Source organism: Albimonas sp., assembly GCF_055129145.1.
Genome location: NZ_JBSRTQ010000005.1, coordinates 53,989 through 67,999, shown reverse-complemented (window position 1 = coordinate 67,999; position 14,011 = coordinate 53,989). Strand labels below are relative to the sequence as shown.

The window sequence follows — 14,011 nt, the reverse complement described above, 5'->3', positions numbered from 1 at the left end:
GCCCGAGCGCACCAGCGCATGCAGCGCGCCGGCGACCCGCAGCGCCAGCGCGTCGTCGCGCGGGTCGCCCGGCCAGGCGCGCAGGCGGGCGCGCACCGGGTCTTCGTGCGGGGCGGGGACGTCGGTCAGTGCTTCGGCCAGTCCGGCCAGCAGCGCCGCGGTGAAGGGGGAGCCGAGCCGCGCGCAGGCCTGGGCCTGGTCGCGGAAGGCGTGTCGAATCTCTTCGATGGGGCGAGGAACGGCGTTTTCGGACATCGGCGTTTCCCTCGATTCGATCTGATGAAATTTTTTTCGCACGCCGCCCGATTTGTCGCAATGCGGCGGAAGTTGACGCAGCGCGGCGCAAGCGATTGCCCGATCATGATAAATTCATCGGCACGCATGTCTTGCGGTGCAGCGGGGGCGATCTTTCGGACGAAACAGTTCGGACATCGCACTTAACCTAACGTTGAGCGCCGGATTCCGTGATGTTAGAAAATTCACCGACTTGGGGGAGAGCGGCAAATAGATTGTCGCCAGGTGAGGTGGTGTGGACCTCATCATTTGAATTCACGAAGAAGCTCGTCCGGTCTTCGCGGCCGGCGACCTGCTTCGCCAGGGGGGATGAAGTATGAACGCTCCGGTTATTCCAGAGTCGCTGGTAAACGTCTTCGCTTCCGGAGATCAGTACGATCCCTCCCTGTCGGAATTGAGCGATGGCGGCTATGTCGTCGTCTGGCAGACCGCCGGACAGGACGGCGGCGGCAGCGGAATCGCCGGCCAGCGCTTCACCGCCCAGGGCGAACGCCTCGGCGCCGAGTTCATCGTGAACCAGGTCCGCACCGGCGATCAGGACCAGCCGGAGACGACCGGGCTGGCCGGCGGCGGCTTCGTGGTGACGTGGCGCAGCCAGATCGATGGCCGCCACCAGGTCTCCGCCCAGGTCTTCGACGCCGACGGTCAGCCGGCGGGGGGCGAATTCGCGGTCGGCGACATCGCTTCCGCCAACGAATACGATCCCGGGATCCTGGCCCTGTCCTCCGGCGGCTTCGTGGTGAGCTGGACCCATGTGACCGCGGAGGACATCCGCGCCCGGATCTTCTCCGACGAGGGCGCGGCCCAGGGCGCGAGCTTCGCGGTCAACACCCATGACGGTCCCTCCTGGCAGGAAAAACGCCTGTCCTCCATGGCCGAGATCCAGCCCGATGCCGGGGCGAACGGCCTGGCCGGGGGCGGCTTCGTGGTGGTCTGGGCGTCCTATTATCAGGTCGGCACGTCCTGGAACCTCTTCGCCCAGCGCTACGACCCAGCCGGCGTCGCCATCGGGACCGAGACGCAGATCAACGTCAACGCCGTCGGCCAGCAATACGAGCCGCGGGTGATCGGGCTCGAGGGCGGGCGCTGGGCGGTGGTCTGGACCGACCAGGGCGGCGCCGACGGCAGCAGCTACGGCGTCTTCGCGCGGGTCTTCGAAGGCGACGGCACGCCGGTCGCCGGCGACGTGCAGATCAACGTCGAAACCTCGTCGACCCAGCTGCAGCCGGATCTCACGGCCACGAAGGACGGCGGCTTCTTCGTCACCTGGATCGCCAACACTTCCGGAGGGTCCGGCGACGGGTCGGGCTACGGCATCTTCGGGCGGCGCTTCGACGCCGACGGCGTGGCGACCACGGGCGAGATCCCGATCAACCGGAACGTCGCCGGGCAGCAGGACGTGCCGCGGGTGGCGGAGCTGGCGGACGGCACCTTGGCGCTGGTCTGGAGCTCGGCGACCTCTGGCGCGTCGGGCGACGGCGACGGGCGGGGCATCGCCTCGATCCTCATCGGCGATCCGGAGAGCTTCGCAGCCCCCTCGGCCGCGCCGGAGCTGGAGGCGGTGTCCGCGCTGCGGGCCGTGTCGGAGGCGGAATTCGCGTCCGGCCCGATCCGGCTCGACGCCGAGGGCGCCGTGGCGCTGTCGGACGCGGATTCCGCCGATTTCGACGGGGGGCGGCTGATCGTGGCCCGGATCTCGGCGACGGTCAGCGAGGATGATTTCCCGTTCGAGGACGCCGTCGGTCAGGATCAGCTGGGACTCGACGCGACGGGCGCGGTGTCGGTCGCGGGCGACGTGGTGTCGGTGGGCGGCGTGGCGGTGGGCGTGCTGGTCTCCGACGGCGCCGACGGGGCGTCGCTGATCGTCGAATTCAACGCCGACGCCACCGCGGCGCGCATCGAGACGCTGATCGAGGCGCTGACCTACCTCAACAGTTCCGACGACCCGCGCCCGGAATCCCTCTTCCAGATCCAGGTGGAGGATGGCGACGGCGCAGCCTCCGCCCCGGTGACGGTCAAGGTGACGGTGGCTGCGTCGGTCGACGGGCCGCTGGGCGCGGAGGATGAGCGCCAGGTCAACAATTTCAGCGACGGCAATCAGCTGGACGCGGCCATCGCGCGGCTTTCGGATGGCGGCTGGGTGGTCAGCTGGACGTCGGCGGGCCAGGACGGCTCCGGCGACGGGATCTACGCCCGCATCTACGGCCCCGACGGCGCGCCGCGCGGGGCGGAGTTCCGGGTCAACGAGCAGTTCGGCGGCGACCAGTTCCAGTCCGAAGCGGCCGGGCTGACCGGCGGCGGCTTCGTCGTGGTCTGGGAGGATCAGGCCTATGATTTCATCCGCATGGCGCGCTACGACGCGTCCGGCGTGCGGATCGTCGGCGACCTGCAGGTCGAGACCCACACGAACGGCGACCAGACCCAGCCGACGGTGACGGCGCTGTCGAACGGCGGCTGGGTGGTGGGCTGGACGACCTCGACCTCGACCGGCGGCGACGGGTCCTCCTACGCCGTGGTCACGCAGGTCTACAACGCCGCCGGCGCCAAGGTGGGCGGCGAGACGGTGATCAACTCCCAGACCGTCGGCAACCAGAGCCAGCCCGACATCGCGGCGCTGGATGGCGGGCGTTTCGTGGTGGTGTGGACGGACAACGACGCGGCCAATGGCGACGGCTCTGGCGCCGCGGTCGCGGGGCGGCTGGTGGCGGCGAACGGCGTGCCGGAGGGCGCGGGCGAATTCCGGATCAACGCCAACCTGAACGGGGCGCAGGACTATCCCTCGGTCGCGGGCTATGCCGACGGCCGCTTCGTGGTGGCCTGGACCTCGGCCGATATCGACGAAAGCGGGACCGGCATCTCCCTGCGCCGGTTCGATGCGTCCGGCGCGCCTGAGGGCGACGAGATCCGGGTCAACGACATCGCCAACGGCGCCCAGCAGGATGTCGACCTGCAGCCGCTGCCGGGCGGCGGCTTCGTGCTGTCCTGGCGCTCGGCGACCCTCAACGCCATCGGCGACGCCAGCTCCGACGGGGTGACGGCGCAGTTCTTCGACGCGGACGGCACGCGGATCGACAGCCAGATCCTGGTGAACCAGGAGACCTCGAGCCTGCAATATCAGGGCCGGATCCTGCCGTTGAGCGACACCTCGCTGGTCGCGGTGTGGAGCGCCAACACCTCCGCCGGGTCGGGCGACGGATTGGGCTACGGGATCACGATGCGGGTGATCGGCGAGGCGCCGGGGATCGGCGGCTCGGCCGCGCCGTCCTTCCCGGGTCTGGGCGAGACGCTGAGCCTGGAGGAGAGCGAGGCCAAGGCCGGCGCGCGGATCTTCGGCGACCTGCTCGCCTCCGTCGCGGATCCCGACAGCTCCGATTTCGAGGGGGGCGCGCTGCGGGTGTCGCGCTATCAGCGCGATGCCGACGCGGACGACTATCTCGACCCCGACGCGGCCGGGCAGGACGATCTGAGCGTGGTTCCCGGCGGCGCGGTGAGCGTGGTCGGAGCGACGGTACGGGTGGACGGCGTCGACGTGGCCACCATCGTCTCCGACGGGATGGGGGGCGCGGATCTGGAGCTGACCCTGCTGGCCGGCGCGACGCGGGCGCGGCTGGAGGCGCTGCTCGACGCCGTCACCTACCAGAATTCGTCCTCCGACCCCGCCGACCTGCGCCGCTACACGCTGAGCCTCAGCGATGGCGACGGGGGGGTGTCGGTCGACCAGGACCTGCGGATCGAGATCGCGGGGACGCCTGACGCCGGGCTGGCCGGGTTGGAGCAGACCCGGGTCAACGCCTATCAGACCGGCGACCAGCAGGTTCCCGAGGTGGCGGCGCTGGAAGGCGGCGGCTGGGTGACGGTCTGGGCCTCGAATCTCCAGGACGGTTCGGACTGGGGCGTCTACGCGCAGGTCTTCGGGGCCGACGGGGCGCGGGCGGGGGGCGAGATCCACCTCTCGCAGGCCTCGATCGGGTCGCAATACGCGCCGGACGTGATCGGGCTGGCGGGCGGCGGCTTCGCGGCGGCCTGGCAGGGCGCGGGGCCTGGCGACGGCGATGCGGGCGTGCATGTGCGGATGTTCGCAGCCGACGGGACGCCTGCGGGCGACGCCTTCCTCGCCAACGCCACCACGCCCTACGACCAGGCCAATGTCGACCTCGCCGCGATCCCGGCCACGGCGGGAGGCGGCTTCTACGCCATCTGGCAGAGCTATTATCAGGACGGCGGCTATTACCGGCACTACGGCCAGCGCTTCGACGCGGCGGGCGAGAAGGTCAGCTGGGACGGCCTGACCGGGGGGGCGGAGGAGGTGTGGATCGACCCCGCGACCTCCGGATCCTCGATCATCCCGGCGTCCGTCGTGCTGGGCGACGGCACGCTGGTCGTCGCCTGGCAGAACGGCGCGGACCTGCGCTACAGCGTCTGGGACGCGGCCGGGGCGCTGGTCGTCGACCAGCAGATCCTGACCCAGACCACCGACGGCACCCAATACGCCCCGGACCTCGCGGCCGACGGGGCCGGCGGGTTCATGGCGGTGTGGACCGACTCCAACGGCGTCGACGGATCGGGCTACGGCGTGATCGGCCGGCGCTTCGACGGGGACGGCGCGGCGCTGACCGATGACTTCGTGGTCAATGACGCCCGCGTCGGGAGCCAGCTCGATCCGCGGGTGGTGGGGCTGAGCGACGGGCGCATGCTGGTCGCCTATGTCGACCAGAACGGGCGAGACGGCGCCGGGCACGGGGTCTTCGGGCAGCTCTACGCGGCCGACGGCTCGCGGCTCGACGGCGGGTTCGCGATCAACCAGGACGTGGCCGGCAACCAGGGCGCGCCCTCGATCGCGGCGCTGCCGGGCGGGGATTTCGTGGCGGTCTGGGCCCAGCCGCAGGTCGTGGGCGCCGGCGACGGGGCCGGGTCGTCGGTGGAGATGCGGATCTTCGGCGATCCGGCCGATTACGCCCCCCAGGCGGCCCCGGTGGTGGTCGGCCTGGTCGAGGCGGTGGCCTTCGACGAGGCCGAGGTCAACGCCGGACTGCAGCGGCTCGATCCGCTGGGCGCGGTGGCGGTGGGCGACGTGGATTCGGCCGATTTCGACGGCGGCGTGCTGACCCTCGCCGTGACCTCCGAGGCGGCGGGCGAGCTGGAAGGCGAGCGCAACGGCGTCGATTCCGCCGCCCAGCATGTGCTCGGCCTCGTGCCCGGGAACACCGCGGGGGCGGGGTCGGTGTCGGTGGCCGGGACCGCGGTGTCGGTGAACGGCGTCGTGATCGGGACCCTCGCCTCCGACGGGACCGGCGGCCAGCCGCTGAGCATCCAGTTCAACGCCGCCGCGACGGTCGAGGCGGTGGAGGCGGTGATCGCGGCGCTGGGCTACGCCAACCTCTCCGACGACCCGAGCGCGGCGCGCCGCCTGTCGCTCGATCTTTCCGACGGCGACGGCGGCCATATCGCCACCCGCTACATCGACGTCACCGTGACGCCCGCCTCCGAGGACGTGCTGGCGGGGGGCGAGGAGGTCGAGGCCAACGCCACCTCCGACTACCACCAGATCACCCCGCATGCGGTGCAGCTCGCCGACGGAAACGTCGTCGCGGTCTGGGCGAGCTATTACCAGGACCAGCGCAACGTAACGGGCGATTACGGGATCTACGCGCAGCGGATGACCGAGGACGGCGTCGCGGTGGGGCCGGAGTTCCGGGTCAACGCGACGGGCGCCTCGGACCAGCTGGCGCCGAGGGTCGCCGCGCTCGCCGACGGCGATTTCGTGGTGGTCTGGCAGAACGGCTTCGCCGCCGGGGCCTATTCGATCCGCGCCCAGCGCTTCGACGCCGACGGCACGCCCGACGGGACAGAGGTCATCGTGTCGAGCGACGCGTCCAACCAGCGCCTCGCCCCCGACATCGCGGCGCTCGCCGATGGCGGCTATGTGGTCGGCTTCATGGCCGGCATCGGGGCCGGAGCCTATGCGGTCCGCCAAGTGACCTACGACGCCTCCGGCGCGGCGGTGGGGGCCGAGCAGCTGGTCAGCGCGGCGGATATCGAGACCACGGACGGCCAGCGCGCCGTCGCCGTCGATGCGCTTTACGGCGCGGGCGGGACCGATGCGGGGCATGTGGTGGCCTGGGTCGCCGACGGGCCGGACGGCAGCGGCCAGGGCGTCTACGCCCAGCGCTACGACGCCGCCGGCGCCGCGGCGGGCGCGGCGTTCCTGGTCAATCAGGAGACCGATCTCAACCAGAACGGCGCCGAGGTGGTGGGCCTGGCGGGCGGCGGCTTCGCGGTGCTGTGGTATTCGGACGCCACGGACGCGCGCGGGGCCGGGGTGTTCGGGCGGCTCTACGACGGCGCGGGCGTGGCGCAGGGCGACGAATTCCGGGTCAGCCCGATCAGCGATCAGCCGGCCGCCACGATCCGCGCCTCGGCCACCGCCGACGGCGGCTTCGCGGTCAGCTGGACCGCGGGCGACGGTTCGGGCAACGGCGTCTTCGTGCAGCGCTACGACGCCGACGCCGAGCGCATCGACGGCGCGGTGCGGGTCCATGACGCGATCAGCGGCACGCAGGACCAGGGCGCGGTCGCGGCGCTCGGCTCCGGCGGCTTCCTCGCGGTCTGGCGCGACCCCGCCGACAGCGGCGACATCCATGCAAGGGTCTTCGCCAGCCCGGCGCCGGCCAGCCCCTCGCCCGATCTCGAGGATCTGGCCGAGGACGTCGCCCGCTACGCGACCGACGCCGAGGCGGGCCCGGTGGTGATCGACGACGCGGTGTCGTTCACCGACAGCGACGGCGCCGGATTCGACGGCGGGCTGATCCGCATCTACGTGACCGCGGGGCGGGCCCCGACCGACCAGCTCTCGATCCTCGCCTCCGGACCGGTGACGGTGGTCGGCGCCGAGGTGAAGGTCGACGGCGTGACCATCGGCACGGTGGACGGGACCGAGGACGGCGCGGACGGCGCGGCCCTCGTCATCGCGCTCAACGCCGCCGCCGACGCCGCCGCCATCGCCCTGGTGCTGGAACGCGCGGCCTTCGCCACCTCGGGGACGGCGGGCGCGATCAACAACCAGGACCGCATCGTCGGCTTCCTGGTGCGCGACGCCGCCGGCGGGCAGACCGAGCCCGACGCGGTGCAGATCCGTTTCAACGCCGGCGCCGCGCCGGCCGAGGCCCGGTCGCTGACCGATCTCGGCCCGGTGGGCGGCGGGCGTTTCGGCTTCTCGGAAACCGCGCTGGCGAGCGCGCCGGTGGTGCTGGACGCGGCGGTCGACCTCAACGGCTTCGACGGCGACGATTTCGCCGGCGGCTTCGTGCAGCTCGACCACAACGCCAACGGCACGACGCTCGAGATCTCGGTGCTGGACGAGGGGACCGGCGTCCGCCAGATCGGCTTCGACGGGACCGACGTGACCTATGAAGGCGTGGTGATCGGCACGCTCGACGGCGCCGAGACCGGGCAGGCGGGGGCGGATTTCAAGGTCGTGCTCAACGCGGCCGCGACCGCCGAAAGCGTCGAGGCGCTGGTCGAGCATCTGACCGTGGGCCTCGCCGGCGATTTCAGCACGACGACGCCCTATTTCACGGTCCGGGTGCAGAACCAGGCCGGAAATGCGGTCACCTGGGCCGACTACGTGAACATCGCCAATGACAGCCTGCCGGTCGCCCCGATCCAGGCCGACGCGGAGACCCCGGCGGAGACGGTGGTCAACACCTACCGGGTCAATGCGCAGAACGAAGCCGCGGTGATCGCCACCGACGACGGCGGCTACCTGGTCACCTGGACCTCGCGCCAGCAGGACGTGCCGGGCGATTCCGGGGACTACGGGGTCTACGGCCAGTTCTACACCGCCCAGGGCGCGCGTCGCGGGGCGGAGTTCCAGGTCAACGACGAACCGCTGAACAATCAATACGGCGCCCGCGCCACCCAGCTTTCCGACGGGCGGGTCGTCGTCGCCTGGCACGAGGACGGCGCCCGCGACGGCAGCGGTTTCGGCATCTACGCCCGGATTCTGTCTTCCGACGGAACCGCGTCGGGCCCGGCCTTCCTGATCAACGAAGAGACCGCATCCCACCAGACCTGGCCGGAGATCGTGGCGCTCGGCGACGGCGGCTTCATGGCCTTCTGGAATTCCGAAACCAGCGGGTCGGCCGGCGACGGGTCGAGCTACGGGATCTTCGGGCGGAGCTTCGACGCGGCCGGAGGGGCCGAGGGGGCTGAGTTCCAGGTCAACACCCTCACCGCGAACGGCCAGTATTACCCCCGCGCCGCGGTGCTGGCCGACGGCGACGTGATGGTGGTCTGGGAGGACCAGAGCGGCGACGCCTCGGGCTCCGCGATCTCGGCCCAGCGGCTGGACGAGACCGGGGCGCTGATCGGCTTCGACGGAACCGGAACCGGGCCCGACCAGGTGCGGATCAACGTCGTTCAGACCGGATCCCAGCTGGGGCCGGCGATCGTGGCGCTGACGCCGAGCGCGACGCTGCCCCCGGGCGGCTTCGCGGTCGGCTGGCACGGGCCGGACGCCAGCGGCACGGGCGCCTTCGCGCGCATCTTCGGGCTCGACGGCGCGGCGGTGACCGGGGACCTCGCGCTCAACGTCAACACCGCCAACACCCAGTCTGTCCTCGACCTCGCTCCCACCGCCGACGGCGGCTTCCAGGCGGTGTGGCAGGATTACGGGCCGGACGGCTACGCCTATGGCGTGGTCAGCCAGAAGGTGGAGGCCGACGGCTCCTTCGACGGCCCCAACCTGATCCGCAACACCCAGACCACCTATGACCAGACCGACCCGGCGGTCGCGGTGCTGTCGAACGGCGCGCTGGCCGTGGTCTGGACCTCGGACACCTATTCCAGCACCGTCGGCGACGGTCAGGGCCAGGGCGTGATGACGAGGCTCTTCGACCGCCCGGCGCCCGCCCCCGGCGGGGTCGCGCCCGAGCTGACCGGCTTCGACGGCGCGATCACCTATGACGAGGCCGACGTCAACTCCGGCCCGCAGCTGCTGGTCGCCGATGGCGCGCTGGCGCTGACCGACCTCGATTCCGCCGATTTCGATGGCGGCGAGGTTCTGGTGAGCCGGGTGATCGGCTCGGGCATAGGCTTCGAGAACGGCTTCGGGCCGGGCGACGGGGCGGACCAGGACCGGATCACCCTCCTCGACGGGGCCGGCGTGGCGCTGGTCAACGGCGGGACGCAGGTATCGGTCGGCGGGGTGATCATCGGCGACGTGGTCTCCGACGGCTCGGCCGGCTCGGCCTTCCGGGTCACGCTCAACGCCGACGCCACCGCGGCGCGCGTCGAGGCGATGATGGAGCGGCTGGCCTACGCCAACGGCTCCGACAATCCCGAGACCTCGCGGACCTATGTGGCCCAGGTCACCGACGGCGACGGCGGGTCCACCGACAGCCATTTCCTGACGGTGTCCGTGACCCAGGAGGTCGACAGCGATCTCGTGGCCCGCACGGCGGAGCAGCAGGTCAATTCCCAGATCACCAACCAGCAATCCTCCAGCTCGACCGCGGTCCTGCTGGACGGGGCCGGGAACGCGGTCGGGCATGTCGTGGTCTGGCAGAGCCTCGAGCAGGACCGCCCCGAGGGCGGCGGCTGGGGCGTCTACGGCCAGCGCTACGACCTCGGCGGCCAGCCGGTGGGCGGCGAGTTCCGGGTCCATGACTTCACCGACGGCTCGCAATACCAGCCGCATGTGATCGGCCTCTCCACCGGCGGCTTCGTGGTGGCCTGGACCGACGACACCGGCGCCTCGCCGGAGGGGCTGGCGGCAGGCGAGACCGGGGCGGGCGTGTTCGGCCGGGTCTTCGGCAATGACGGCGCGCCGGCGGGCGACGCCTTCCTGATCAACGACGTGACCGCCGGCACGCAGTTCCAGCCGAAGCTCGCCGCGGACGACGCCGGCGGCTTCGTCGCGATCTGGGTCGACGCCAACGGCCGCGACGGCGCGTCCAACGGCGTCTTCGCGCGCGTGTTCTCCGGCGACGGCGTGGCGCAGGGCGTGGGGCGCCAGGTCAACGAAGAGAGCGCGAGCACGCAGGACGACCCCTCGGTCGCCTGGCTTGCGGGCGGCGGCTTCGTGGTCACCTGGACCTCGGCGACTTCGGGGGCTGCGGGCGACGGTTCGGGCGCGGGCGTCTTCGCGCGGCTGTTCTCCGACGCGGGCGCGGCGCTGGGCGGCGAATTCCAGGTGGCGCAGACCAGCCTGAGCACGCAGAGCGAGGGCCGCGTCATCGCTGCCGCCGATGGCGGCTTCGTCGTGGCCTGGCGGACCGAGGGGCAGGATTCCAGCAATTCCGCGGTCTACATGCGCAAGTTCGACGCCGCGGGCGCGGCCCAGTCGGACGAGGCGCAGGTCAACGACACCACCGCTTCCCAGCAGTTCGCTCCGAGCCTCGCGGCGATGCCCGATGGCGGCTGGGTGATCGCCTGGACCGACGCCGGCGGCGCCGACGGGTCGGGCTACGGCGTCTTCATGCAGCGCTACGACGCTGACGGGTCGCGCGTCGACGGCGAGACTGCGGCGACGGTCGAGACCTCCAGCACGCAGCAGTTCTCCGACGTGGCCGTGCGCCCGGACGGCACGGTGATCCTGGGCTGGACCTCCGAGACGTCGGCCGGCGCCGGCGATGGCGACTCCTCCGGCGTGTTCCAGCGGATCTTCGATCCCGCCGCCGCTCCGCATGACAGCGCCGCGCCGGCGCTGGCCGGCGTCCCGGTCGCGATGGAATTCGAGGAGGCGGATTTCGACCTCGGCCCGCAGCGCATCGCGCCGCACGCGACGCTGGGGGACCCGGATTCCGCCGATTTCGCGGGCGGGGAGCTGCTGGTTCAGATCCTCGACTCCGACGTCGTGCAGGAGCTGTTCCGGCCGACCGACGGCGCGGGGCAGGACCGGATCGGGATCATCGCGGACGGGCGGGTCTCGGTCGCGGGAACCGAAGTGTCGGTGGACGGCGTGGTCGTGGCGGAGATCCTGTCGGACGGGCAGGACGGCGCACCCCTGCAGCTGGCGCTGACCGCGGGCGCGACGCCTGTGCGGATGCGCGAGCTCCTGCGCGCGATCAGCTACGACAACGCCTCCGACGCGCCGGAGGCCGTGCGCGAGCTGGCGCTGCGGCTGACCGACGGCGATGGCGGCGAGGTGCTGCATCTGGCGAACATCGCCATCGCCCCGCAGATCGACGGCATCGTGGCGGTGGACGAGGCGGCGCGGGTCAACAGCTTCGCCGCCGGGGCCCAGCAGGATCCCGACGTCGGCGCGCTGGCCGATGGCGGCTATGTGATCGTGTGGACCTCGGTCAATCAGGACGCGACCGGCGACGGGGCGCCGGGGGTCTTCGGCCAGCGCTACGACGCGTCGGGCGCGCCGGTGGGCGGCGAGTTCCTGGTCAACCAGACCACGTTCGGCGGGCAGTCCCAGGCCTCGGTCGAAGGGCTGCCCGGCGGCGGCTTCGCGGTGGTCTGGTCGGACACGTCCGGCCAGGTCAACGGCCTGTCCGCCAACGCCATGATGCGGGTCTATGACGGCCTCGGCCAGCCGGCCACCCCGGAATTCGTGGTCGGCGACGGCGTCGACCGCGCCGAAGGCCGCCCGGCGATGGACGCGATCCCTGCGGGCGGCGCGCAGATCCCCGGCGGCGGGGTCGTCGTGGTGCGGCGGGTCTATGACGGGTCGGACAGCGACTACGACATCGTGGCCGAGCGCTACGACGCCACCGGCGCCCGCGTCGGCGGCCCGATCGAAGTGTTGGCCGCGGGCTATAACGGCCAGGCCCCGGACGTGGCGACGCTGAGCAACGGCGCCTTCGCCATCGTCTACGCCGACTATCAGGCCGAGACCGGGGGCGCGTCCGATTACGGCGTGTTCCTGCAGCGGGTGGCGGCGGACGGGTCGCTGATCGGCGGCAAGGTGCAGGTCAACGCCTATGAGCGGGGGAACCAATTCAACCCGAAGGTCGAGGCGCTGGACGGCGGCGGCTTCGTGGTGGTCTGGGAAGGGCGAGGGGACGACCGGTTCAACTCCGGCCTCTACGGGTCCTGGGCGCAGATCTTCGACGCCGACGGCGCCCGCCATGGCGAGGAATTCCTGGTCAACGACCCGGTGAACGGCAACCAGTTCCCCGACGAGGTGATCGCCATGGACGGCGGCGGCTTCGCGGTGATCTACAGCGGCGCCGTCGCGGGCGACTCCGGCGGCGTGGTCCTGCAGCAGTTCGACGCCGACGGCCTGCGCATCGACGATCCGGTCCGCCTGCATGACCATACCGCCGGCACGCAGAACCAGGCCGGCGCGGCGCGGCTGGCGGGCGGGGCCATCGTCGCCGCCTTCACCGACGACAGCGGGCTCTCCGGCGACGCCACCGCCGCCGTGATCGGCCGCATCTTCGGCGATCCGGCCGATTTCGCGCTGGGCGGGGACCCGGTGCTGGAGGGGGTCGACGCCTCGGTCACCTATGACGAGGATCTGCTCAACGGCATCCCCCAGCTGATCGACGCCAACGGGGCGGTCGCTGTCTCGGATCCGGACTCCGCCGATTTCGACGGCGGCTCGATCCTGGTGTCCAACATCATCGCCTCGGCGCCCCTGATCGACCAGATCAACGCGCCCGACGACCTGACCCAGGACCAGCTCGGCCTGCGGCAGGGGCCGCGGATCTCGATCTCGGGGACTTCCGTGTCGGTCGACGGCGTCGTGGTCGGGACCATCGCGCAGAACGGCCAGGCGGGGCGGCCGTTCGAGATCACGCTGAACGCCAATGCGGATGCGGCGGCGGTGGAACTGCTGGTCGAGAACCTGACCTATCGCAACGTTTCCGACGACCCGATCGAGCAGCGGCTGCTGCGCATCCAGATCACCGACGGCGACGGCGGGGCCTCGGACCCGGTGGTGGTCGAGGTCAACATCACGCCCACCTCCGACGCCGCCGCGCCGGTGGGCGAGGAGCGCCCCGTCGCGACTTTCGCGGGCTCGGTGCTCGACCCGCAGATCGTGACGCTGGCGGGCGGCGACCTGATGGCGATCTGGGTGTCGAGCGGTCAGGACGGGTCCGGCTATGGCGTCTACGGCCAGCGCATGGACGCGCTGGGCAATCCGGTCGCGCGCGACGGGACGGCCCTTCCGGCCGAGACGACCGACGAATTCCAGATCAACGTCCAGGCCTCGGGCAGCCAGCATCAGGCGCGGATCGAGGCGCTGGACGACGGCGGCTTCGTCGCCGTTTGGTATGACGACAACGACAGCGGGGTGACGGCGCGGCGGTTTTCGGATGCGGGCGTGGCGACCGACATGGGCGGGGCTGCGCTGGCGGGGGCGGCGACGGGCGAGACGCCGGTGGAGCTCAACGCCTCCTCAGTCCAGCAGCTGCCTGACATCGCCCAGCTCGCGAGCGGGGAGATCGTGGCGGTGTGGGCGGCCTACACCTCGGCCGGGTCGGGCGACGGGTCCGATTACGGGATCACCGGGCGGATCTTCGCCACGTCGGGGGCCGGCGGCTCGGAATTCGTGATCAACACCGAGACGCTGTCGACCCAGACCGCGCCGCGGGCGATCGCGCTCGACGACGGCGGATTCCTCGTCACCTGGCAAAGCTATTCGTCGACGGGCTCGGCCGACGGCGACCGTTACGGCGTGTTCGCCCAGCGTTACGACGCGGCCGGCGCGCAGGCGGGGGGCGAATTCCAGGTCAACCAGCTGACCGCCGACGACCAGTCC

General features: G+C 71.6%; 2 protein-coding genes (1 of these 2 cut by a window edge). One reads left to right on the top strand and one right to left on the bottom strand.

The window, feature by feature from the left end:
* Positions 1-255, bottom strand: a 255-nt coding sequence (locus ACTB72_RS01835) for a DUF2332 family protein (protein ID WP_463035271.1), incomplete at its 3' end; no start/stop codon positions are given.
* A gap of 355 nt (positions 256-610) precedes the next feature.
* Between ACTB72_RS01835 and ACTB72_RS01830 the strand changes: the two genes are divergently transcribed.
* Positions 611-14,011, top strand: partial view of an Ig-like domain-containing protein gene (locus tag ACTB72_RS01830; RefSeq protein ID WP_463035270.1) — the 5' portion only. The gene runs 14,634 nt beyond the window's last position; only the first 13,401 of its 28,035 coding nucleotides appear in the window; it begins with the start codon at positions 611-613; its stop codon lies beyond the right edge, outside the window.